18 protein-coding genes and 2 pseudogenes are annotated in these 24,438 nt (G+C 40.8%); 2 read left to right on the forward strand and 18 right to left on the reverse strand.

Annotation, left to right across the window (positions count from 1 at the left end):
• Positions 1 to 15: 15 nt before the first annotated feature.
• The 5 genes and pseudogenes from ACIRUQ_RS09885 to ACIRUQ_RS09905 all read right to left on the reverse strand — a co-directional run.
• Positions 16 to 2,055, reverse strand: a complete 2,040-nt coding sequence (locus ACIRUQ_RS09885) for a hypothetical protein (RefSeq protein ID WP_021737801.1) — start codon at positions 2,053 to 2,055, stop codon at positions 16 to 18.
• Positions 2,056 to 2,359: 304 nt separating this feature from the next.
• Complete coding sequence (locus ACIRUQ_RS09890) at positions 2,360 to 4,432, reverse strand: hypothetical protein (protein WP_055290270.1); 2,073 nt, start codon at positions 4,430 to 4,432, stop codon at positions 2,360 to 2,362.
• Between the two features lie 278 nt (positions 4,433 to 4,710).
• Positions 4,711 to 4,884, reverse strand: coding sequence for a sugar kinase ribokinase family (locus ACIRUQ_RS09895; protein WP_022035413.1), 174 nt, complete (start codon positions 4,882 to 4,884; stop codon positions 4,711 to 4,713).
• 12 nt (positions 4,885 to 4,896) lie between these two features.
• Positions 4,897 to 6,351, reverse strand: coding sequence for a glycoside hydrolase family 32 protein (locus ACIRUQ_RS09900; RefSeq protein WP_055290271.1), 1,455 nt, complete (start codon positions 6,349 to 6,351; stop codon positions 4,897 to 4,899).
• Positions 6,352 to 6,686: 335 nt separating this feature from the next.
• Positions 6,687 to 6,931, reverse strand: a pseudogene (locus tag ACIRUQ_RS09905) (RNA-guided endonuclease TnpB family protein); the annotation flags it as partial.
• A 135-nt stretch (positions 6,932 to 7,066) separates the two neighbouring features.
• Here ACIRUQ_RS09905 and ACIRUQ_RS09910 point away from each other — a divergent pair.
• On the forward strand, positions 7,067 to 7,297 hold the full coding sequence (locus tag ACIRUQ_RS09910; RefSeq protein ID WP_055290272.1) for a substrate-binding domain-containing protein: 231 nt from the start codon (positions 7,067 to 7,069) through the stop codon (positions 7,295 to 7,297).
• A gap of 157 nt (positions 7,298 to 7,454) precedes the next feature.
• On the opposite strand, the gene ACIRUQ_RS09915 is transcribed toward ACIRUQ_RS09910, so the two are convergent.
• From ACIRUQ_RS09915 to ACIRUQ_RS09940, 6 genes are all read right to left on the reverse strand, one after another.
• Positions 7,455 to 9,698, reverse strand: a complete 2,244-nt coding sequence (locus ACIRUQ_RS09915) for a hypothetical protein (protein ID WP_055290273.1) — start codon at positions 9,696 to 9,698, stop codon at positions 7,455 to 7,457.
• Between the two features lie 552 nt (positions 9,699 to 10,250).
• Positions 10,251 to 11,372, reverse strand: coding sequence for an RNA-guided endonuclease TnpB family protein (locus ACIRUQ_RS09920; RefSeq protein WP_336302686.1), 1,122 nt, complete (start codon positions 11,370 to 11,372; stop codon positions 10,251 to 10,253).
• 191 nt (positions 11,373 to 11,563) lie between these two features.
• Positions 11,564 to 12,526: a carbohydrate kinase family protein gene (locus ACIRUQ_RS09925; RefSeq protein WP_055291314.1), complete on the reverse strand. Its 963-nt coding sequence runs from the start codon at positions 12,524 to 12,526 to the stop codon at positions 11,564 to 11,566.
• Positions 12,510 to 13,874: an MFS transporter gene (locus ACIRUQ_RS09930; RefSeq protein WP_055291312.1), complete on the reverse strand. Its 1,365-nt coding sequence runs from the start codon at positions 13,872 to 13,874 to the stop codon at positions 12,510 to 12,512. Before ACIRUQ_RS09930 ends, ACIRUQ_RS09925 begins: the two co-directional genes overlap by 17 nt.
• 9 nt (positions 13,875 to 13,883) lie before the next feature.
• Positions 13,884 to 14,912 carry a zinc-binding dehydrogenase gene (locus ACIRUQ_RS09935; protein ID WP_055291310.1) on the reverse strand — a complete coding sequence of 343 codons (1,029 nt, stop codon included), beginning with the start codon at positions 14,910 to 14,912 and terminating at the stop codon, positions 13,884 to 13,886.
• A gap of 400 nt (positions 14,913 to 15,312) precedes the next feature.
• Positions 15,313 to 16,308: an ROK family protein gene (locus ACIRUQ_RS09940; protein WP_082432933.1), complete on the reverse strand. Its 996-nt coding sequence runs from the start codon at positions 16,306 to 16,308 to the stop codon at positions 15,313 to 15,315.
• 366 nt (positions 16,309 to 16,674) lie between these two features.
• On the opposite strand from ACIRUQ_RS09940, the pseudogene ACIRUQ_RS09945 reads away from it, so the two are divergent.
• Positions 16,675 to 16,959: pseudogene (locus ACIRUQ_RS09945) on the forward strand (plasmid segregation actin-type ATPase ParM); the annotation flags it as partial.
• A gap of 84 nt (positions 16,960 to 17,043) precedes the next feature.
• On the opposite strand, the gene ACIRUQ_RS09950 reads toward ACIRUQ_RS09945, so the two are convergent.
• The 7 genes from ACIRUQ_RS09950 to ACIRUQ_RS09980 all read right to left on the reverse strand — a co-directional run bounded on the left by ACIRUQ_RS09950 (position 17,044) and on the right by ACIRUQ_RS09980 (position 24,394).
• On the reverse strand, positions 17,044 to 17,628 hold the full coding sequence (locus tag ACIRUQ_RS09950) for a LysE family transporter (RefSeq protein ID WP_055291316.1): 585 nt from the start codon (positions 17,626 to 17,628) through the stop codon (positions 17,044 to 17,046).
• Between the two features lie 89 nt (positions 17,629 to 17,717).
• Positions 17,718 to 18,626, reverse strand: coding sequence for a LysR family transcriptional regulator (locus ACIRUQ_RS09955; protein ID WP_055291304.1), 909 nt, complete (start codon positions 18,624 to 18,626; stop codon positions 17,718 to 17,720).
• 80 nt (positions 18,627 to 18,706) lie between these two features.
• The gene (locus tag ACIRUQ_RS09960; protein ID WP_055291302.1) at positions 18,707 to 19,408 is read right to left on the reverse strand and encodes a succinate dehydrogenase/fumarate reductase iron-sulfur subunit; all 702 of its coding nucleotides are present in this window, start codon (positions 19,406 to 19,408) and stop codon (positions 18,707 to 18,709) included.
• A 5-nt stretch (positions 19,409 to 19,413) separates the two neighbouring features.
• Positions 19,414 to 20,958, reverse strand: coding sequence for an FAD-dependent oxidoreductase (locus tag ACIRUQ_RS09965; RefSeq protein ID WP_055291300.1), 1,545 nt, complete (start codon positions 20,956 to 20,958; stop codon positions 19,414 to 19,416).
• Complete coding sequence (locus tag ACIRUQ_RS09970; RefSeq protein ID WP_055291298.1) at positions 20,955 to 21,494, reverse strand: hypothetical protein; 540 nt, start codon at positions 21,492 to 21,494, stop codon at positions 20,955 to 20,957. The genes ACIRUQ_RS09965 and ACIRUQ_RS09970 overlap by 4 nt, the downstream gene beginning before the upstream one ends.
• Before the next feature lie 10 nt (positions 21,495 to 21,504).
• Complete coding sequence (locus tag ACIRUQ_RS09975) at positions 21,505 to 22,023, reverse strand: DUF6921 family protein (RefSeq protein ID WP_055291296.1); 519 nt, start codon at positions 22,021 to 22,023, stop codon at positions 21,505 to 21,507.
• Between the two features lie 16 nt (positions 22,024 to 22,039).
• On the reverse strand, positions 22,040 to 24,394 hold the full coding sequence (locus tag ACIRUQ_RS09980; protein ID WP_055291294.1) for a heavy metal translocating P-type ATPase: 2,355 nt from the start codon (positions 24,392 to 24,394) through the stop codon (positions 22,040 to 22,042).
• Positions 24,395 to 24,438: the final 44 nt, after the last annotated feature.

Genomic DNA, 24,438 nt, shown 5'->3' on the forward strand with positions numbered 1-24,438 from the left:
CTGCTTTCCTGCAGCTTACAGAATCACCGCCTGCATCTCTGTTACCAGTCCGTTTACAACATTATATGTATACTCTACCTCAATAGAATAGCTACTACTATAACCAATTCTACCTATTGTTTTATACACACCCGTTATGCCGTAAGAGATTTGACTATTATTCGTAGCCCACAGACCTTCTTCATTTGCTGCAAAGCTCTCTGGTCTCTCATAATGTGACGGTTCAGGACCACCATAATAATCACAATGGCCCTCTTCTATCTGCCACCATGTAGTTTTTCCATCTAATTCTGCATAGAACAGTCCCGAGAAACCATAAGGAAGCGGATGGCCATTCTGAATATAGGTATATCTCGTGGTGGTATCCCCACTCAGGTTTACAAATCCTGTCTTGTCAAAGTTTACACGGCCATTTTCCACATACCAGGTTTCTCCATTATACCCTTTCAAGCCTGTAAAGGAAAAATCAACTTGTCCGCTGTTCAACACATACCACCAGTCGCCATTATAGTATACCAGAAATGTCTCACTGCCACCGCTTTGAACGGTAATAACTCCTTGATCAATCTTCCACCATCCATTTACTCCTTCGACAGTCGCCTGCACCAAACCGGAAACTTCCTTCCGTAATCTGCCATTTTCGACCAGGTAATATCTTCGCAAGTAACGGGTATTTCCATCAGCTGCCACACAGCCGGAATAAGAGAAATCGACCTGTCCGTTTCTGATATACCAGGTGTCAGATGTATCCCCTGTCCAATCATGCCGGGTTCCCATTCCGGTATAACTGAAATCAACCAGTCCATCTCTGACATACCACCAGCTGCCATCGTTTGGATTCATTAACACTTCGTTATAAGCCTTTTTACCTCTCCATAAACCATGCCAGGCTGTTTTTCCGTTTACCGTATACTGATATACACCATTGACGGTTTCATCTACCTGACCATTTTTCACATAATACACACCCCCGTACAATTCAAGAAATCCGTTATAGTTAAAGTCTATCCGTCCGTTCTTCACATACCAGTAATGATACCGATCATCTCCCGGAAACACAGTTTTTCCCAATCCGGTATAACTGAAATCAACCGTTCCGTGAATGGGATCGACATACCACCAGCCACTTTCATTCAAAAATAAGGTACCATAAGAATCTTCGTATTCCTCAAAAGTTGCAATGGCACCATTCTGAAATCCATACCAGTTTGTTTTTCCATTTACGGTTGTATAATATAAACCAGTCAGCCCTTCATTCAACTTTCCATTTACAAAATGATATTGATATGGTATTACAAAAGGTCCGTCAATCACCTCGTACTCAAGTATTCCGTTATATGAAAAATCGACCTGTCCGTTTCTGACATACCAGCCACCGGCTTCATTGTAGGCGATTCCGGTATAGGAGAAGTCGACCTTTCTCTCATCACTGACATACCACCATGCGCCATTATATTCCACCAGCTCTTTGCCTTTGTTCAAATACCCTTCATGGAAGTTATATCCGTCATGGAAGTTATACCATCCCTCCACACCGTCTACGGTTCCATAGGCTAATCCGGTATAGTCTGTGTCCAATCGTCCATTTGTCACATAGCAAACGTAAGTACGATTCGTTTCATCCTTTGCAGTCACAATTCCGGTATAACCGAACTGTACCTGACCATTCTGAACATACCAATTATCAGCGCCATTCCTGCCAAATCCGGTATAAGAAAAATCTACTCTGCAACCACCTACATACCACCAGCTGCCACATGCCGGTTTTACCGTTTTATTGGCAGCACCACTCACCCTGCAGTTTTGCATGTAGTACCAGTTGCCGTCATTCAGCTGAACCAGACCGTCCAATGTCAGTGGATCAACACCATTGGGCAGTGCCGTTCCAGCTGCGTCTTCATCAGCTGCCTGCATTGCGATTTCCGGTTGTGTTTCCGCTGTCACTGCTGCGTCCGCCGGTGCTGCTTCTGCAGCCATTGCGGGCAATGGTGCACCGGCCAGCATAGCTGCTGCCATCCCCAGTGCAAGGACTTTTTTCAGTCTCTTTTTCATCATTCTCTCTAACTCTCCTTTCCAAGAACAAAGCGGACAAGTCCGCTTCAAACTCCCTGAATCCCTCAATCTTTGAGGGACTTGTTACGCTTTGCGCGCCAGATGCAGTCTGCTTTAGCAGACATATTCCACATGCATCTGGTCGCATCCTCGCGGAGCGTTTTTTGTTTGATAGGAAATTCATCGTAATTTCCTATCAAACAAAAAAGCTGTCCCCGGAATATCATAAACATCACTGTCACATTGCTTATGATCGTTCCAGGACAGCCCTTTACTTACAGTTATCCGTACAGAAACGCCCGCACCATTATTGTTGTAGCTGATCCCCCTCAGCAACATGAACTGTCATGGTAATAACCTGACCATTTACTACTTCATACATATAATGGATTGAAACATATGTGGAATCATTCCGCATTAATCCTTGGCTATGCTCATAAGTACCACTCTTGCTGAAATCAATCTTGGAATTATCATAATACCATACTTTGCCGCCATACTCTGCAGTACCTGTAAAAGCATTTGGAACGCATCCGCCTCCTTCAACGCACCACCATGCAGTTTCGCCATTGATGGTTCCCTGTGCAACCGTATACAGTTCATGATTTACATATCCGTTAACCACATAATAATAGTAAATATCAGAAGCCGGATCCTTGATAAATCCGTTTGCGCCAAAATCAATCTGTCCGTTTCTTACATACCATGCACCATTGGTTTCATTTACATTGTCATAGACAAATCCGGTATAGGAAAAATCTACCTTTCCATTGGAAACAGCCCACCAGCCTGCATCATTGGAAACAAGTTCATACCAGGGATTCTCATTCTTGTCATTATTATGATCATGCATGATGTAACCATTTTTTACATAATACCAGCCATATTCATCATCGACGGTAGTCTCTACCAGACCATTGAAATCCCATTCCAGCATTTTTCCATTCTGATAGCACTTATACGTACCGCTCATCTCCTGCAGCGTGCCGTTAAAGCCAAAATCAATCTGTCCGTTTCTTATATAATACTCACCATACGCTGTTTGTGCTCTGCCTGTATAAGTAAAATCTACCATTCCGTTTTCACCGACATACCACCAGGTACCATCGTCTTTTTTCATAAGAGCCTGATCAGATGTCAGACAACCGTCTACAAATCCATACCAGCCTGGTACACCATCAATGGTTGTCCAGAGGATACCATCATAGTTACAATCTACTTTTCCACCGGTTACTGCATACAGATCATAGTAATCATATCCAAAATCAAGTTTGTATGGACGCTGTTTTACAAATCCGGTATAACCGAAATCAATCTGTCCGTTGTTCATATACCAGATGCCATAGTCATTTTCAGCCAGACCGGTATAATTAAAATCTACCAGACCGGTTTCCGGATTAATGTACCACCATCCACTTGCATTGGAAAGTACATAACCGATCGTCGGTCCATAGTACCAGTCTCTGCTTGCCAGCTGACCCTTGTAAAAACCGTACCATCCATAGTTTCCTTTCACTTCGGTATAATATACACCGGTCAGGTCCATCTGCTGCATACCGTTTACAAAATAAGTCTGGAACGGAACTTCCATCCCATCAGCAACCGACTGATCGCCTTCTGCTCTTCCGGTAAAACTAAAATCAACTCTTCCGCCTTCGACATACCATTCAACATCATTGAAATAAGCAGTACCATTGTAATTGAAGTCAATCTTTCCGCCCTCTGCAATGTACCACCAGGATCCGCCATACTCTGCCAGGCTGGTATCCGGATATTGATCCCACATACCATTCTGGAAATAGAACCATCCATCTTCTCCGTTCAGTGTTGCCTGTGCCAGACCGGTAAATCCGGTATCTACCCGTCCATTACTGATATAATAAAGAGTCTGATGTGTTTCATCTGACCCTTCATCTGTGATTGTCATGGCAAGTGGACCGTTGTAGTCAAACTGGATTTGACCATTCTTTACATACCATTCAGAGCCGCCGTAAGATTCCATGCCTTCATGTGAAAAATCAACTTGTCCGTCTTCAACATACCACCATCCGGCACTGTTTGGATACAGACCGTTAACATACTGCCATTTTCCATGATTAAAATAATACCAGTTTCCATCATCCAGCTGGATAACGCCATCTAAGGACATCGGATCCACACCGTTAACCACCGGATTCTGTGACGCATCATTCTGATCCTGTGATGCAATACCATCATCCACGTCTGTCTCATCTGCTGAATCTGCACTTTCTGCGACAACAGATGTTTCTCCTGCCTGATCTGCCGCATTTACTTCAGATGCCATGGCAGATAACGGTGCCCCGGCAACCATTGCTGCGGTCAGTCCCAGTGCAAGCACTTTTGCTAATCGTTTTTTCATTTTCTTACTCTCCTTTTCTACAAAAAAAAGCCGTCCCAAAGATGTAATAGCACTACTGTCACACGTTACTATTACATCTTCGAGACAGCTTCTTTGCTGATAATTTTATTTTATCAGTTCCACATTCTACTGTCAACGCCGAAAACTGTCATCTATGATTAATGAGCGCAAGAGAGTCTCACTCTGCTTTGTATTTTTGAATTGCTGCCAAAACCTCACTCATTTTTGAATCATCACTATTATAATCACAAAAGAAGGGCGGCGTTAAAAAAGCATTTTCAGATTTTTCGAGCAAATCTTGCGTTGTTTCCTTGGTTTTGTAACATCGACAATACATTGCAGGGAGCTCCACCAGGATTTGCCTCCAACATCGGATTTCCCTGTGCACTTATCCCATTTTCCGTAAAATCCACCAATAATTCCCCTAATGCCACAACATCGAACGTTTTCATACAATCACCTCTCTAATCAACTACAATTTCGTATTTTTCAATATTAACAACTGCTTTACCGTCACAAATAAAACGAATTCCGTCAGCCTCCAGTGGTGTGTAAAATGTAGAGCTGAACACCTGTTGTCCATCATTCAGGAATATTTCTGCAGAATATTTATCTAATATTAAACGAAGCTGCAATTTATCTGTAGACGTTTTTATCTTTGATTTTCTGATTGCAGCCGCATCACGAACCATTCCTGAATATGTACGGTTCATTTCTATCATCTTACTATCTTTTTGTATCGTAAAGTCTGTATGGTATCGTTCATTCTGGGCAAAAGAAATTGTAAACTGATGAAAATCTCCAAGAACAATTTCCACCGTCATATCAAGCACTCGTCCATGGATATCTTCCATTTGACAGTTACCACTAATTTCCTTATTCTGATAGCAAACAGCATTTCTATGATAGTTCTCTATTTCCCTGACCGGGTTCTGTAATATTCTTCCCTGCTCAATATGTAATTCTCTTGGTATAGTCATCATACAAGACCACTTCTGATCTGCCGGACGTATATTAGAATCCCATGACTGCATCCATCCAATCATGATACGTCTTCCATCTGGTGCCAGCATAGTCTGAGGTGCATAGAAATCAAAACCATCATCCAGAGAATACACTCTTTCATAATGAAATACATGCTGCTTCTTATCATATTTTCCCATATAATACACCGAATTATTTCCATTATGAAATTCTTCTGTCGCACATAAATCCTGTGGCGAGGTAATTAAAATATATTCTTCATCTAAGCAAAAGAAATCCGGACATTCCCACATTGTTCCGAGCGTCCCATCTCTGTCACTTGCCAAAACAGATACATAATTCCATTTTATCGCATCTTCAGAGTGAAATAACACAACCTGAGGAACACCTTGGTCTGTTTTATTCCCCACTACCATATAGTATCCATCGTTTTCTTTCCAAATCTTAGGATCTCTGAAATGTTCTCTGCTAAAATGTTCCGGTAACATTTCTCCTGTTATTACGGGATTTTGTTCTAACTTGGTATATTTTTTTCCATCTCCCAGCGCAAGACACTGATTCTGATATGTCACTTTCTCTTTGTCTGCTTCTTTTTCCATAACTCCTGTATAAACTAAAAGATGACCGTTTTCTGTCTCGATTCCAGACCCGGAAAAACATCCTGCTTCATCGTAAGTTTGGTCAGGGGCAAGCGCAACCGGTAATTCTGTCCATTTGATAAAATCCTTTGTTTCATAGTGTCCCCAGTGCATCGGTCCCCATACTTCACTATATGGATGAAACTGATAAAACAAATGTACCTTTCCCTGATAAGCCGAAAAACCATTCGGATCATTCATCCATCCACAAGGTGGTGTAACATGGAATACCGGCAGCTTCTCTCTCAGTATACGATTCTCATCAATATATATATTAGCTTTTCTTAATTTATCCATATAAGCTCCTTTCTACAATACAATCGCTTCCTCTGTTTCGCAATCAAAGAAATGCATTCTGCGAGGAACAAATACAAAGTCCACTTCATCTCCATTCTCGCACAAGTAAAGCGGACATTCGCAATCCACTTTCGCTACTTGCTCATGAACGCAGTCGCTTTGCGACCTGTCAGTGGGAGCTTTTGACTCCCACTGACATAAGCATCCCCCTTACCCACCGCTTAGTGCTCTACGCACTTGAAGCGGGGGAATGCTTATTCTGCGTTCATATTTTGAAACTCGGGCTACTGTTGTAACACCGGCAAAGTGAACTACCCATTGTCTAAAGCCAATGGTTTTCTGCCATTCCACTTTGCCTTATATTCTAACTGTCTTGTAAACTCATACCATGATACATCACTTATAGACTTTGCCAAATGATGATTTTTACCATGTTTTTTATCTGCAAATCTTCCGAAACTATCACTTGGTTTTCGCTGATAATCTCATGGGACATCTTGTGCAGATAATCTTTTCTGGTATTTGTTATTTTTTCATGGCATAATGCTATCTTTTTCTTTGTTTTGTAGTAATTTTGACTTCTGTTCCCATGCCATGAGTATACAATAATTTCTGATTTTTTGCTACCTTAACCCACCGTCTAAAGCCAGTGGGATTGCGGTAGCCTTATTTCAATTATCAAAAAAAATATCCCAACATGAGAAAAGGAATCTTTATGGCAAACGATACTCATGCCAACATTCTCCTCAACCTTCTCATGCGTGAATACGGTTGTCTCCCGGACGAATATCGTATCGTAGGATTTGATGATTCACCGATTGCCTCGGAAGCAATCGTACCAATCACCACGATTGGACAGCAGATAGACAAAATAGCATATGAGGCAATGAACCTACTTGTTTCACAAATGAATGAAAGAAAAAAAAACTGCCCTGGAATATCATAAGCATCACTTTCGCATTGCTTATGATCATTCCAGGACAGCCCCTTGCTGATAATTTCAGCTTACGCTGACCAGAATCAAACACCAAGTCTCACGTACGCTCGGTCTGAACTTATCAGTTCACATATTCACTGTCAACAACTATATCTTTTATTTGCAGCTATTGCTGAACAACTACCTGCATATCAGTTACCAGGCCATTTACTACTTCATAGGTATAATTTATGGTAGTAGAAGGTACACCCATATCCATATCATAACCGCGTGACACTGTATACACACCATTCACATTGAACGCAGCTTCGCCATTTATAATAGCCCACAGACCGCTTGCATTTGCTGCATAGTTACCCGGTTCATAATACCATGTTCCATCATAATGATAGCATCTGCCATGCTGTACCTGCCACCAGCTGGTCTTTCCCCCCAGTTCTGCATATACCAGTCCGTTGAAATCAGAATCATGCTGACCATTCTGGATATACTCGTAGGCTCCATAACCATCAAAGTCTACAAATCCTGTTTTAGTAAAGTTTACACGGCCATTTTCCACATACCAGCATACATCGTCATAATATACAAATCCTGTATAACCGAAATCTACCTGACTGTTACTTACAGCCCACCAGTCTCCGTTATAATATACCAGCTTGTGGTTCTGGTAAGCATACTCATATTCCGTGGTATAAATCTTTCCATCTTCTATGTTCCACCATGCATTTTTACCATCGATGGTAGTCTGAATCAGTCCGGAAATATCAGAACGCACTCTGCCGTTTTCCACATAATAATAAGTATAAGAACTGCTGTAACTGTCAGAAACATACTTATACCATCCGTTATAAGAGAAATCTACCCGGCCATTCTTCACATACCAGGAATCCAGTGAATATCCCTCCTGGTCATGTCGGTAAGCGATTCCGGTATAGGAAAAATCAATCACCCCATCGTTACCAACATACCACCAGCTGCCATCGTTCGGATTCATTTGCACTTCATTATAGTCTGTCATTCCTCTCCAGAATCCGTACCAGTCTGTCTTTCCATTTACGGTTAACTGGTACACACCATTTACATTGGCATCTGCCTGACCACCTGTAATATAGCAAACAGCCGGTTCATTATATCTGCTTGTGTATGTAACAAAACCGTTATAATTAAAGTTTATCTGACCATTTTCCACATACCAGTAATGATACCAGTCATCCCCTGGGAACTCATTTCTCGCCAGTCCGGTATAAGAAAAATCAACCATTCCGGTACGAGGATCTATGTACCACCAGCCACTATCGTTTGACAAAACGGTACCATAGTCTTCGCCGTCGCCGAATTCCCAGGCTGTTGCAAGTGCTCCTTGTGAATATCCATACCAGCCCAGTACACCATTTACCGTTGTATAGAAGACGCCATTCAAGCCTTCATTCAGTTTTCCATTTACAAAGTAATACTGATATGGGCATCTGAAATCATCTGTATGCCATCCTTCGATCATTCCAGTATAAGAAAAATCAACCTGACCATTTCTGATATACCAGCTTCCGGCTTCATTATACCCGATTCCCGTATAGGAAAAATCAATTCTGCTGTTATCACCAACATACCACCAGGCTCCGTTATATTCGACTACATCCCAGCCGTAACCCAAACATCCTTCACGAAAATTGTACCAGCCATCGACACCATCTATGGTTCCATAGCAGATGCCTGTAAAGTCCTTATCTACACGTCCGTTTGTCACATAATATGTCTCCTTAGTTCCATATTTATTGTATCCACTTGCAATTCCAGTATAACCGAACTGTACCTGGCCGTTCTCTACATACCATTTTTGATCCCCGTTGGTACCAAATCCATTATAAGAGAAATCAATCTTATAATTCCTTACATACCACCAGCTTCCTCCTGCCGGCTTTACGGTTCCATCGGCGTTATCACTCACCTCTCCGTTTTCCATGTAGTACCAATTGCCGTCATTCAGCTGCACCAGTCCGTTTAAATCCATCGGATTGTAACCATTTGACAACGCCATTACAGCAATTCCGTCATCGGCAGTCTGTGCTGCGATCTCCGGCTGAGCTTCATTCTGAACATCTGCGAAATTCTCCTCAGAATCTGCATCCGGATCTGCTTCATTTTTTGCTGCCGCTGTATTTTCTTCCGGCTGCGCTTCCTGTACTTCTGCAACATCAGCCGCATCATCTGTCTGCTCTGTACTATCTGAGTTTTCACATGCAGTTGTTTCCTCAGCAGTTTCATCCGTTACAGCCTGTTCATCTTCTGTTGCTTCACTTGTCACCGATACGTCTGTTGGTGTTATTTCTGCTGCCACTGCTGATAATGGAGTTCCAATGATCATAACCGCTGTCAGACCCAGTGCAAGTACTTTTGTAAGTCTCTTTTTCATTTCATTCCCCTTTCTACCGAAAAAAGCTGTCTCAAAGATTTCATAAGCATTACTGCTGCATTACTCATTGCATCTTTGAGACAGCTTTTTGCTGATTATTTAATTTTATCAGTTCATTCATGCACTGTCAACAACTAGATTTATTGTTTACAGTTGTTTGCCCGCCCACCATTGGCGACTTATAAATGATTGGCTCGAAACTATTGTCCGCTTACCTAATCATGCAATGGTCAATTGAATGATTCGGAGCTTCTATACGATGAGAACGATATTTGCAGAATACACTACAAAAACACAACAACATTGATTTTTATACCAATATGATTGGTATCTTCTTGATTACAAAGATGACCATAAAGCAATATTGAAAGTTTTCCTGCTTATATCCTTGGTGACATGCTCCCACCACTTAAATCACAGATTTTGAAGTGGGGGCTTCTTGCTCAATGGCTCTACTGAGCCAAGTATCTACAAGCTATCCTCGCGTGCCCCGCGATTCATTTTTACCCAGTTATGGGATATTTTCATTGTCTGGATACAGACACTTCCCATCTATCCTGCTAACAACATACGACGTGCTTCTTCACGTATATTGATTGCCGCATTCAGATCCCGGTCTATCCGATTTCCACATGTACAAAGATATACTCTGTCCGAAAGTTTCAGTTCTTTCTTTATATTGCCACATTTACAGCATTTTTTACTAGAAGGGAAAAAACGGTCTACACGTACCAATTTCTTTCCTCTCCATGTCAGCTTATATTCCAGCAATTCCCGAAACTTTCCGTAACCGTTATCCATGACACTTTTTCCAAAATGCATACACTGGCTCATTGCTTTCATGTCAATATCTTCTACTGCAACAACATCATATGCCTCTGCTATTTCATGACTCAGTTTATGCAGAAAATCTTTCCTCTGGTTTCGGATTTTTTCATGACATAATGCAACACGTTTTTTCTGTCGGTAATAATTATTGCTTCCTTTCACGCAATGGGATAACTTTCTCTGTTCCCTTGCCAGCCGCTCCTCACTTTTTCTGAAATATCCTTCATTTTCCTTCTGTATATCTTCAGAAAACACAGCCATTCCATGCATTGCATAATCAATTCCAAGTATCTTTGCGTCTTCATAATCAAATTCTTCTGCTTGGTTTTCACAGTCAGATTTTTCATATAATAGACTTGCATAATACTTTCCGGATGGTTCCATACTTATTGTTACGGATTTCAGGCAATATTTTTCTGGAATATCACGATGTTTTTTCATACGGATCCACTTCAACTTCGGAAGTTTTATCCGATAATCTTCTACCTGAATATTTCCATTGACCACATTTGTCGTATAACTTTTTCGGCTCCTGTGTTTTGATTTGAATTTTGGAAAGCCAATCTTTGGATCCCTGAAAAAATTCTTATATGCCTTTTCCAGATGCAGCTGCACATTTGCAAGTGCCAGGGAATCCACTTCTTTCAAAAACGGATATGCTTTTTTATACATCGCCGGTGTATTTCGCAGCATTTTTTTCGATGCTTCATATTCCCGTATCTTATCATTCAACATCTGATTATATAAAAAACGACAGCAGCCAAATGTTTTTGCGAGCAGAACTTCCTGTTCTCGGTTTGGATATATACGAAAACGGTAAGCTATGTTATGAGTTATTTTTTCCATATGATCAGCCTCGCTTTCCATCGTTTCGACTGATTATATTATACTATATCCCTTTAGATAGAACAAGTGTTCTGTCTGTATTTGCTGTATTTATTTTGCAATTCATCTCCCACCTGTAGAGGAGAATTCTTGCTAGCTCTTGTTAAAAATAGGGGAGTTTTTACAGCCCCGATTTTGTTCATATACGTTCATTATTTCTGCATAAATTCAAGCACTGCTTCTTTCGTCGGAATTGCAGGGATTCCACCTCTCTTTTGCACACACAATCCTGCAACTGCATTTCCCAAAACAGCACACTTTTTGATTTCTTCCCATTCCATTTTTTCAACATTCTTATTCATAGAAAGGATACTGCATAATACACCTCCCCAGAATGAATCACCTGCACCAGTCGTATCGACTGCATGTACCTGAAATGCTTTGATGATTTCTTTTCTGCTTTTTGTTGCCATAAGAACGCCCCGTTCTCCCAATGTAACGGCAACCAACTTCGGTCCCATAGCAAGAATTTCTTCTGCAGCCTGCTCATAACTTTTTGCCCCTGTCAGGAGAATACTCTCTTCATCCGATACCTTCATGACATCTACCAGTTCTACAACAGATTTCATTTTTTTCACTGCACACTCTTTACTTTTCCACAGGGATGGACGGTAATTCGGGTCGTAGGAAATAAGTACACCCGCTTCTTTTGCCATTTTTACTGCTTCGATCGTTGCGCTTTCTGCCGGTTCGTCTGTCAGCGATAATGATCCAAAATGAAAAATTCTGCATCCGGAAATTAACGTCTGATCCAGTTCTTCTTTTTTTAACTGTGTATCTGCACCCGGTTTTCTTGCAAAAGAAAAATTTCTTTCTCCATTTTCACCGATTTCCACAAATGCCAACGTTGTAAAATAACCCGGGTCTTCAACAATAGCATCCGTATTAATTCCTTCCTTTTGCAATGTCTTCTTTAAAAATTTACCATGCATATCGTTTCCAACTTTTCCAATAAAAGATGTATGATACCCAAAGTGGCTTGCAACAGTTAGAAGATTTGCCGGAGCACCGCCGGGATTCTGTTCGAACAATTTTCTTCCATCCTGACTGTGTCCTGCTTCCGTAAAATCAATCAACAATTCTCCCAATGCCACGATATCAACTTTTTCTTCCATTTTTCAGTTCCTCCACAATCTCGTTATAACGTTTTTTATTTAACCGGTAGAAAAATAATACAACCGCAGTCACAATCCAAAATACACCTGGAATCGTCGTAAATCCATGTTTCATAATTGAAAGTACAATTACATTTTGTGTCTGATTTGCAATATAACCATATTTTCCAAGTAATCCTGCTAAAAGTGCTGTTCCAACTGCCATTCCGATTTTATTTCCAAGTGAAATAAACGCATACTGAAACCCGTCATTTCTAAGTCCTGTTTTCCACTCCCCATATTCCACACAGTCCGGAATAATTGCATAGATTGCGGTATTAAATCCAGAGAAAAAGAACTGTGTCAGCCCAGATAATGCATAAAAAATAGCTGGTGATTCTTTGGCATTGAAAAAAAACATAGACAACATAGAAATTCCTGTAAATAAAGCAAAGAGAGATGCTACTCTTCCTTTGTTATTCAACTTGCGGAATAATGGTTGAAAACAGGCTGCCCCGATGATAGAAGGAATAATGATGCACATCGAATAAGTTGTGTAGTAGGAGGCGTTCCCTTCCACATATGTAAAATAATACAGAATATCTGCGTTTCTGCCATATAATGTTAATCCAAATAATATCTGTCCTGCCAATGCAAGAAGATATGGTCTGTTCTGCATGACTGCTTTCAACTGTACCTTTACAGAAATTTTTTGTTTTTCCGGAGTAATCACTGCCTCTTTCGTCTTCGCAAAGCAGAAGAAATGACAGGCTGTAAAAATACATCCATATATGACCGCAACCGTCAGATATCCTGTCTTTGCACTGTGACTGCCGAATTTGCTGAGCAGTGGAACTGTGATAATATTTAACACACCAATTGCAATCATCGCCGCAACCGAACGGGATGTATTTATTTTTGCACGTTCATCAATATTCTGGGTCATAGCACCACACAAGGTTCCATATGGAATATTCACACAGGTATACCCCAAAACCAGCAGACAATATGTAATTACCATATAAATGATTTTTCCATTCTGCGGCCAGTCAGGTCTTGCCCAGAATGTCATGACAAGAAGAATCGCTGTAATTGGTGCCGCTACTAACAACCATGGACGGTACCGTCCCCATCTCGATTTTGTTTTATCCGTAAGTCCCCCGACGATTGGGTCATTGATTGCATCCCAGAATCTTGAAAAAAGCATAAGTGCTGACACAGCCGCCATACTGATTCCAAACACGTCTGTATAGAATATCATCAGAAAATTACTGACGAACATCCAGCTGAAATTACATCCAACATCACCAAACCCATATGCAATCTTACTGATCAACGGTACTTTCCCATTTTTGTTTTCGCTTCCCATATGAACTCCTTACTTTTCACTGACGTTGATAATTACTTTCATCGTTGTCTCACGGTTATCATCAATATACTGGTATGCCTTCAGATAATCTTTAAAAGCAAATGTCTTTGAGATAAGCGGTTTCAAATGCACTTTGCCCTCATTTACCAGTCTGATTCCATCTATATAATCATCATGGCGGTACATCATCGTGCTCTTAATGTCAAGTTCGTGGTCATTTGCCACTGCAAGATCTACTTCTGCCATTCCTGCAAAAACAGCCACCAGTACGATCGTGCTTCCTTTTCTTGCATATTTAATTGCCTGTCCCATTGTGATATTGTTTCCGGCACAGTCGTAGATTACATCCGCCTTATCCGCTCCAAATGCTTCGATCATTGCCTCACCGAAGTCTTTATTTTTGGTATTCACACACACATCAATTCCACATTCTTTTGCCTTTTCCAGTCTAAGATCACTGATATCTGTGATCATCACTTTCGCTGCCCCCATTCCTTTTGCTGCCTGTGCCACGAGATTTCCGATCGGTCCTGCGCCAAGGACTGCAATATTCATGCCAGCCACATCGCCCATCTGTTTTGCACCATGAACTGCCACCGCAAGAGGTTCGATCATAGCTCCTTCTTCATAGGACATATCTTCTGGAATCGGTGTTACTTTCGATGCATCCACTGCAAAAAACTCAGATGCTGTTCCTGTCGTCTGAAATCCCATTACTTTTAATTCCTCACAAAGATTATACTTTCCATGACGGCATGGATAGCAGTGTCCACAATATACCTGCGGCTCTATCGTCACCTTCTGTCCAACATGAAACTCTGTGACATTTTTTCCAAGTTCTGTGATCTCACCTGAAACCTCATGTCCCTGTGTTACCGGATATTTTGTAAACGGATGTTTTCCATGATAAACATGAATATCTGATCCACAGACACCAATATTCATAATCTTTACCAACACCTGGTTTTCCTTCACCTCCGGAACCGGAACCTCTCTGAAAATAATTTCTCCTGGATTTGTCATTACCTGCTGTAACATAATTGTTTCCTCCTTTTTTATATTGTTTTATTTCATGTTTTATAAAATGTTTTATTAAAGTAATTACATTATTGTCCTGTAAACACGATTTGTCAATATATTTTTTCATAATTTTATATATTTCATAATTTCAAAATACATTTTTTGTGTATTTTTCACAATCAACACGCAAAAACGGAAAGGAAACCGTAGTTACTGTTTTCTTTCCGTTTTTTACTATAATATCTTTTTCTAATTTTACACAACTTCTCGTTTTTCACACATATAAAGCGGACATCTGCATTCGCTTTGCAACCTGTCAGTGGGAGCTTTTAACTCTAACAGACTAAACATCCCTTTACCCAACGCCTAATGCCCTACGCACCAGATGCGGTGGACTGCTTATCTGCGTTCAAAAAATTTACAATTCTACCATATATTTTGTAAAAAAGTATTTCGCGGCTCCAACAGCCGACGATTCTTTCTTATACGTACAATTTTTCAAGTATGAAACATCATGTTCAAAGCCATTATATGCCATCACTTTTTCTCCCAGTGGTATCATATAATCTGACAATACCCCTCCCACATCACCTCCTAGTATGATATCCATATCATATGCCATCCGCAGATTTGATATCAAAACAGCAAGATGATCCAGATACTCATTCCATGTCTGCAAATTTTTTTCATCACCACTTTCAATTTTTTTCATAAATGCATCCAGTGACTGCCTGTTATCTTTTGTCAGTACACTTGCAGCACAATATGCATCCGCACATCCTGATTTACCACAATAACACTTTCTTCCACCGGGAACGAGTATCATGTGACCAAACTCCCCTGCTTTCTGGTTCTGCCCTCGAAACAGCTTTCCATCTATGCAGAATGCGCCTCCTAAGGTATGGTTCAAAGACAGATATATCGCATTTGGATACTTTTGCTTTTTTTCTGCAAGCATTGCAGCATTAGCATCATTTTCAAAATATACTGGAATTTCCAGAGCCTGCTCTAAAAAACGCAGACTATAATTCTCTATACCTAAAGCATGGGATTTTAAAACGATCCGTTCTTTCTGATCAATAATTCCCGGAATCGCCACTCCAATCCCAAGTAGCGTATCCTTCGCTAATTCGCCTTCAAGAAAAGTTTTGACCTTTTGTGCCACCTCTGTACAATAGGATAATTCTACTGTAAATTTTAAACGGATGCGATCTTTTTTTATAATCTCATCTCCAAGATTTACTAATACCATTTCTATATGATTCGCTGTAATCAAAATTCCCATTGCATGACAGTATGACTTATTAATCCCTATACTTTTTGCCTTCCGTCCACCGGTCGAAGCATATTCCCCAGTTTCTTCCAACACCCTTTTTTCTAACAAGTCATTCACATTTGCTAACACAGTCGGCATACTCAAGTTTAACTCTTTTGCGATTCCCGCCTTGGATGTAACATGATTGTTTAGAACATAATTAATTATTTTTTTTCTTGTTATATTTTTTTTATCTTTATTTTCCGTTTCCTCACCCTCTTTTATTAAATAGTTTACAAAAGAATTATATGCTTTTTTATTCTTCTTGTAAAGTAATGTTCTATAATAAAAATTTGCTGCATTCAGAAATACTACTTTTAAGAATCAAATTTACCGAATACCCACTCACTATATTTTTCATTCACGTTATCTCATCATAATTACTGTGGTAATTCTTTGCCAAAATGGAAATTCAATTTTACAACTTTCCAAACATTCACTCAATTCCAACTCAATTTCCCCTCAATGCCTTTATCCTCCGATTTTCGTATGCTTATCCCACAGCAAAGCAGTACCACACCGGTACGACCTGCTGAATCAATCAATACGAAAACGGAGGCATTTTTTATGCGAGAACTCAGAAACACCAAAATCATTGCTGTAGATCATGGCTATGGCAATATGAAAACAGCAAACACCGTCACCCCAACCGGCATCAAAGCCTATGAAACTGAACCAATCTTCACCGGGAATATTCTGGAATACAACGGCATTTACTACCGGATCGGCGAAGGACACAAAGAATTTATGCAGTGGTTTCTACAGCACTATGGGATTGTCCGACCACCTAGCATTCATTTGATTTGTTAATTAGAATTGCTCTCAAAGCAACAATTATCTTAACATTCCCCAAATACACTCCAGTAATGTTAGTGCAAGGATAATGTTAATAACACGGAAATGCCGCAGATAAAACTTCTGAATCAGTACGCCCAAGCCAATCCAAGTACAGGTTGCGATCGTTCCGATTGTTGCAATAACCAGCTCCAAAAACAGCAAAGCCGGAAAAGAGGACATATATCCTACAACATAACCCGTTAGTGCGGTAACTCCGAACATATAGATCTTCACATTGACAAATTGCAGCATGAAGCCTTTCAGAAACGATGCCGATTGCTCTGCGTTTTCTGTTGACGGCTTACTGAAAACAATATGAATCGCAAGCCACAGGATATAGGCTGCTCCGATGTACTTCATCACTTCCATTACATTTGGAAGCAAAGAATTAACCCCATATACGAAAATTGCGCATAAGATTTGTACTACATAGTAGCCTGCAAAAATTCCAAAGAACAGCGGCTTTCCTTTTTTATATCCATAATTTGTTACGGTATTTAATGCCAGAATATTTCCCGGCCCCGGAGTAAAGGCATTTATAACGCAATAAATCAGAAAATTGCTCAGTACCGCCATAGGCATAATCATCAACCACCTTTCTGCTATTATTATATCAGCAAACAGTGGTACATACATAACACCTATTTTATATGATTATCCATAGCCTATGACTATGGATTGGCTGGAGCATATTTCCGTAATTCTTCCAGATAGCTTTTTCCAAGCTCACTTAATTTCTGATTTTCATTCAGCACATATCCAATATGCATTGTTTCATTTTCTGCAAGCGGAACGGAGATGATATTTTCTCCGTTCAAATATTTCGGGAAAATGCCACTTGAAATAGTATAGGCATTCAGTCCGAGTATGAAGTTGACAATAGCCCCTCTATCATTGACCCGAATTTCCTTATCCACCGGGATAGAGCTGAATAATTCCTCTGAGAAATAGACAGATTCATATTCTCCCTGTACAAAGTTTAGCCGTGGATAAGGTGCAAGGTCATGGACGGAAACTACTTTTTTCGATACCAATGGGTGATCTTTTTGCAAAAAAACATGAGGCTTTGCTGAAAACAGCTCGGTAAACACCAGATGGTTTTCCTCTATCACTTTCCGCATGACGACTTCGTTTTCATGCGATAAATAAAGGATGCCTAAATCACAGACACGATTTTTCACATCATCCAATATCTGATGTGTTCCGGTTTCATTATAATAAAAAGCGTATCGTTCTTGTCCAAAACGCTTAACTAACTCCACAAAAGCGTTTTCCGTAAAAGTATAGTGCTGAGAAGATACCCCAAATGTCACTTTCCCCGGAAGATTTGTAACATATCGATCCTCCAGCAGTTCCATCTGCTGTATCACCTGACGAGCATAACCGAGAAATTCAGCACCATCATTTGTCAGAGTAATTCCGATTCTACTGCGGAGAAAAATAGTGATACCAGCCTCTTTTTCCGTTTCTTTGATGGAATTGGACAGACTTGGCTGTGATATAAAAAGCAGTTTTGCCGCTTCGGTAATAGAGCCAACTTCTGCTACCTTCAAAATATATTTTAATTGTTGAACCGTCATTTCTTCATCCTTTTCATTCTTACAAATTCCTCAAGTTTTTGATTCTCTTCATACATTCATTATAGCTTTTATCATCCATTTTATTTGCCCCAAACAGCCGCTGCATTCGACCTTACAAGCAGTTCTTCCACAGGCAGACCAATCGGACAAATATCATGACAAGATAACGACTTCCCGCATCCTTCAAAAAATCTCTTCTTATATTCAGCAGAAATCTCATTCAAATGAGTGCTTTCCTGTTCTTCATTCAGAATCCGAAATGCGTTGACTGCAGCAACAGTGCCTGCGAAAGTCCCATTTGCAGAGAAGTTAGGACACACTTCAAGGCAACAGCCACACATCAGACAGCGTGCCGACTGGTATCTCGGTTCATGTGTCCACGAACTCATATAAGCTTCACTTTCAAGCCAAAGGTTCAGTTTTTTCAAATTTTCAAACAGATTTGACCGGTCAACGGTCAAATCTCTTACAAGCGGAAATTTGCTTAAAGGTTCCAAGATGATTGTAGAACCTTTTAACGTATGTAGAAATGTAGAGCATGCCAACCTCGGACGTTCGTTAATCAGCATGGCGCAAGCCCCACATTTTCGCACCATACAGCTACATTCCCAGCTAATGGGAGTAACTATATTTCCTGAGTTATCTTTCAAAGGGGTTCTACTGTTCAATTCCTTTAGAACAGTGGCAACAGAGCTGTTTTTGCTTCCGTCATACTCAAATTCCTGCCAATAACTGTCTGATTTCTGACTCTCCTGCCGCCTGATTCTTATTTTATATACCAAGTGAATCACCGCCTTTCTGGAACAGGTACAAAGGAAATCTGTATCTGCTTTCCATCAAATCTGGCTACCGTTGTTTTAAGGTAATCATCGTCATTGCTCTTCGGATAATCCTCCCGCCAGTGTGCACCACGGCTTTCTTTTCTTGCAAGAGCACTCTTTAGAACTGCCATGCCAAGCAATGGAAGATTTCCTGTCAGCGCTTGTACCGTTTGAATCCCATTTAACAACGTATTCTCATTTCTGACAACGCCCATAGTCTCCTGCATCACTTTGTTTAATTGCTTTATTTCTGAAATTTGAGACGCTGGTGGAAAATCTATCTGTGTCGCACAAGATAGATCTACTACATCTGCCTGTTCGCATGCTGATTTTGCCGCAACACGTCCTCCGTATAACGCTCCTAACAGAGAATTTCCACCAAGACGGTTGGCACCATGATATTGGGCACAGCATTCTCCGGCAGCGTAAAGATTCTGAATCGACGTTCTGTGCTGCTCATCCACCAGAATGCCTCCCATAAAATAGTGAATTCCCGGTAAAACAGACACCGGTTCCTTTCGTATATCTTTATGCAGATAGGTCATACAATCGTCTGCCAGACCAGATAGCTTATTTGAAATAATCTCCTCCGATATTTCCGTCATGTTAAGAAATACCTCTGATTCATGGCTGACCTTCCATATCTCTCTGGCGGTAATATCTCGTGGCATCAGATTTCCAAGCTCCGGGTATTTTTCCTCCATGAAATACCATTGTTTTCCATCTTTCATGGCAAACAACCTGCCACCTTCCCCTCTGGCCGCCTCGCTGATGAGCATGCGTTTTCCACCACATTTCACAGTTGTCGGATGATACTGGATCATCTCGCCATTTGCCAGAGGAACACCAAGCCGGAACAATTCTGCAGTGACTTCTCCTGTATTGCTCAGCGAACCCGTTGTATTTCCAAACAATCCGTGCATACCACCGGTGGCAACAATAACCGCATCCCCCGGTAATTCCACAGTCTCCTGACTGTATTCATCCCTGATTACGCAGCCACAACAAATATTGTCACACAGACGAAGTGTTAGGAAAGAATGATGGCTGAACCGTTCTACCATACCAGATGCTTCTTTCCTGCGAACAGCGTCTATCATAGCTGTCATGATCTGCTTCCCGGTATCGCTCTGCGCAAAAGCAGTCCTTTTCTTTTTCTGCCCGCCAAAATTCCGCAGATCCACATCATCATAGCCGCTCATGTTAAATTGAACTCCAAGTTTTAACAGCCAGTGCACCAGCTCCGGTGCTGCCTGTGTCATTCCCCAAACTGCATTTGGGTCTGCCAGACCGCAAGCCGCCTTTATTGTATCTGTGAAATGTTCTTCGGGACTGTCGTTTTCATCTTTTGTATTCAAAGCTGCGTTGATACCGCCCTCCGCCATAACAGACTGCGCCCGCTCTGATGGAAAGGAGGAAACCAGTTTTACATTGCATCCATTTTCCGCTGCCTGCAAAGCCGCTGAAAGTCCTGCCAGTCCAGCGCCTATAATAATAATTGTCTTACTCATAGATATTGCCACCCAATATAATAGAAAATAACTGCGCCCGCTATAAACAGAAGGAGCACCGAAAGAATCAAATAAATATCACCCCTTCGTTCTTTATAACTGATGATTCCCAGCGATACGAGCAATGGGCGGATATTGATAAAAATATGAACAAAGATTGCCGCCACGAACAAAAGCTGAGTTACCATCTTTACCGTTGTAAAAGGGAACAAAATATATGTCCCATTCTGCACCTTTCCAAACAAGCCAATATGGAAGAACAGCAGGATCAGTATTGCCAGCCCACTGGCTCGTCTCGCCCAGAATATGGCGTTCTGTTTCAGATACATTTTTCCGGATTGCTTCGCTGTCTGTAAACTCTGAACTGTCAGGATGACACCAATCACCGTATGCACAACAAGAAAACCAACACCAATCCATGCAAGAAGTTTCCCTGCGCTACTTCCAACTCCGTTCAGCATAAAGCTGCCCATGATTCCATGAATCATAAAAATGAGAAGCATTAAAACAGACAAAATCGTATTCCATTTTCTCATAAATTCCCGCTCACCTCATTTCTTCGCTGTCCATGATCATATAGTCCATCTGTGTTAGCGTTGTAACGTCAATAAAATCATCCGATGCCAGGAATACATCATACTTTCCACTTACCACTCTTGATAGCATCATTGTGTTACTGTACTCTTTCAGATCTACGGAAAAACCGGCCTGTTTCAACCTGTCACAGAGTTTCTTAGCATAACTGACAAGCGGATAATCCGTCTCAGATACATATAACCGAAAACTAATGTCCGTTTTCATGAGATCTGTTTCATTTGTTTCCGAATCGTCCAGTGCCAATTCTTTTAATTTATTCCGGGTGTTCTCGTTGTCGAGACCATCTGACATCATATTAATACCGAGAACATAAGAGCCTTCCAACTGTGCGGAGGCTTGAGCCGCATTTTTTGACTTCGGTGTTGCTCCTGTGACTGCATCAATCATAGAAGGCGGTGAATGTAAAATGACACCAAAACCTACAAGAAAAGCAATCGTAACAACTAACAGAATCAGTTTTCGTTTCACATTCCCACCTCATTTCCTATTTTTTCAAAATTCTCATTGCGTTCAAAACAGCAATTATGGTAACGCCTACATCACCAAATACAGCTTCCCACATTCCCGCAATACCAAGAGCGCCAAGAATCAGGAACACACTCTTAATCCCAAGAGCAATCACTATATTCTGCATGACAATCTGTTTTGTCGCTTTTGCTACTTCAATCGCGTCCACCAGCTTAGACGGTTCATCTGTCATCAGAACTACATCTGCTGCTTCAATGGCCGCATCCGAACCAAGCCCACCCATTGCAATACCAACATCTGCACGGGCAAGGACAGGAGCGTCATTGATACCATCACCAACAAAAGCCAATTTGCTTCCCGGTCTCTTTTTACTGTCTAAAAGCTCAACCTTTTCCACTTTTTGGTCAGGAAGCAGCTGTGCATAATATTCATCCAACTGCAATTCTTCTGCAACGGACTTCCCAATTTTTTCATCATCACCGGTAAGCATGACTGTTTTTTCCACGCCGATATGTTTCAGGTCAGAAATTGCTTTTTTACTGTCCGGCTTCACTTCATCTGTTATCAAAATGCATCCGGCATATTGACCATCTACTGCTACATAAACCTTTGTACCAACTTTTTCACAGGCTGTGTACTCCACATGCTCTGAATCCATAAGTTTCGTATTGCCAGCATAAACTTTCTTCTTTCCTGCCATGGCACTGATTCCATATCCGGAAATTTCCTTGTAATCAGAGATAACTGATTGGTCAATTTCTTTTCCATAAGCAGAGAGAATGGATTTTGCAATAGGATGGTTAGAAAAGCTCTCTGCCTGGGCCGCATACTCCAGAACCTGTTCTTTTGAAAATCCATTTGCCGGCAGAATATCCGTCACATTGAAAACACCTTTTGTAAGTGTTCCGGTTTTATCGAACACAATAATGCTGACATTATTAAGCGCCTCTAAATAATTACTTCCTTTTACAAGAACACCTCGTTTAGATGCCGCACCAATCCCTCCGAAGAAAGTCAGCGGGATTGAAATGACCAATGCACATGGGCAAGATACCACAAGGAAAACAAATCCTCTGCGAATCCACTCTGTCCAACCTCCACCAAGAAGGATCGGTGGCAGAATTGCCAGAATAGCTGCTAAGATTACAACAACAGGAGTGTAATAACGTGCAAATGTAGTAATGAAATTTTCTGTTGGTGCTTTTCTACTGGACGCATTCTCCACAAGATCAATAATCTTTGAAGCGGTAGATTCACCAAATGCTTTCGTTGTCTTAATCATTAAGACACCCGTCTGGTTCATACAACCGGAAAGTGCTTCGTCTCCTTTATGAACACTTCTCGGAACTGATTCTCCTGTTAAGGCCCTTGTATCCAGCATAGAATCTCCATCCAATACCACACCGTCTAATGGAATTTTTTCACCAGGCTTTACAATAATAATCTCACCAATGGAGATATTTTCTGGAGATATGGTAATCAATTCCCCATTTCTTCTTACTGTAGCAGAATCTGGACGTATATCCATTAAGTCTGATATAGATTTTCTGGAACGCTTAACAGCCAATGACTGAAAAAATTCACCTACCTGATAGAATAGCATAACAGCAACTGCTTCTGGATATTCACCAATGACAAAAGCCCCAATCGTAGAAACACTCATCAAAAAATGTTCATCAAATACACGCCCCTTTGAAATGTTCCTCACAGCCTGCCATACAACATCTCCACCAAGAATAACATAAGAAACAATGAGAAAAGCTAACTCGATAGGCAGTGGCACTTTCGCAAAAACAGTCAATGCCATACCAATAGCATAGATTGCTGCACCAATCGCTAAACGAACTGTCAACTTCTTGTCCTCATTGTTATAGGATGTATTGGTATCCTGTTTTTTTGCAGGTATATAGTATTCCTGTGCAATTTCGGAAACTTCTACATCTGGCTCATGGCTGTGGACAATCGTTTCAATCTGACTGGCTATTGTATTTGCGGCAACTGGAGCAACATTGATTGTCAGCGTCTGCTTCATCAAATTTACAACTGAGGATTGTACTCCATCCAATTCTCCGACTTCTTTTTCAATTTTTGCAGAACAATTCGGACAATCCAATCCTTTTAACGAATAACTCTTTGTAACATTCATAACGGTTTCTTCCTGAACTTCCACATCTGGCTCATGACTATGAACAATCGTTTCAATCTGACTGGCTATCGTATCTGCGGCTGTCTGAGTAACATTGATTGTAAGCGTCTGCTTCATCAGATTTACCACTGAGGATTGCACTCCATCCAACTCTCCGACTTCTTTTTCAATTTTTGCGGAACAATTTGGACAGTCCAACCCTTTTAATAGAAATATGCGTTTCATGATAATCTCCTTATGATTTGTTTAATTGTTCAATTACTCAACTA

Source organism: Eubacterium ramulus (genome assembly GCF_045002895.1).
GTDB lineage: Bacteria > Bacillota > Clostridia > Lachnospirales > Lachnospiraceae > Eubacterium_I > Eubacterium_I ramulus.

Coding starts and splice junctions, on each gene's coding strand:
- ACIRUQ_RS09885 (WP_021737801.1), bottom strand. CDS start 2,055: ATGATGAAAAAGAGACTGAAAAAAGTCCTTGCACTGGGGATGGCAGCA.
- ACIRUQ_RS09890 (WP_055290270.1), bottom strand. CDS start 4,432: ATGAAAAAACGATTAGCAAAAGTGCTTGCACTGGGACTGACCGCAGCA.
- ACIRUQ_RS09895 (WP_022035413.1), bottom strand. CDS start 4,884: ATGAAAACGTTCGATGTTGTGGCATTAGGGGAATTATTGGTGGATTTT.
- ACIRUQ_RS09900 (WP_055290271.1), bottom strand. CDS start 6,351: ATGGATAAATTAAGAAAAGCTAATATATATATTGATGAGAATCGTATA.
- ACIRUQ_RS09910 (WP_055290272.1), top strand. CDS start 7,067: ATGGCAAACGATACTCATGCCAACATTCTCCTCAACCTTCTCATGCGT.
- ACIRUQ_RS09915 (WP_055290273.1), bottom strand. CDS start 9,698: ATGAAAAAGAGACTTACAAAAGTACTTGCACTGGGTCTGACAGCGGTT.
- ACIRUQ_RS09920 (WP_336302686.1), bottom strand. CDS start 11,372: ATGGAAAAAATAACTCATAACATAGCTTACCGTTTTCGTATATATCCA.
- ACIRUQ_RS09925 (WP_055291314.1), bottom strand. CDS start 12,526: ATGGAAGAAAAAGTTGATATCGTGGCATTGGGAGAATTGTTGATTGAT.
- ACIRUQ_RS09930 (WP_055291312.1), bottom strand. CDS start 13,874: ATGGGAAGCGAAAACAAAAATGGGAAAGTACCGTTGATCAGTAAGATT.
- ACIRUQ_RS09935 (WP_055291310.1), bottom strand. CDS start 14,912: ATGTTACAGCAGGTAATGACAAATCCAGGAGAAATTATTTTCAGAGAG.
- ACIRUQ_RS09940 (WP_082432933.1), bottom strand. CDS start 16,308: ATGCCGACTGTGTTAGCAAATGTGAATGACTTGTTAGAAAAAAGGGTG.
- ACIRUQ_RS09950 (WP_055291316.1), bottom strand. CDS start 17,628: ATGCCTATGGCGGTACTGAGCAATTTTCTGATTTATTGCGTTATAAAT.
- ACIRUQ_RS09955 (WP_055291304.1), bottom strand. CDS start 18,626: ATGACGGTTCAACAATTAAAATATATTTTGAAGGTAGCAGAAGTTGGC.
- ACIRUQ_RS09965 (WP_055291300.1), bottom strand. CDS start 20,958: ATGAGTAAGACAATTATTATTATAGGCGCTGGACTGGCAGGACTTTCA.
- ACIRUQ_RS09970 (WP_055291298.1), bottom strand. CDS start 21,494: ATGAGAAAATGGAATACGATTTTGTCTGTTTTAATGCTTCTCATTTTT.
- ACIRUQ_RS09980 (WP_055291294.1), bottom strand. CDS start 24,394: ATGAAACGCATATTTCTATTAAAAGGGTTGGACTGTCCAAATTGTTCC.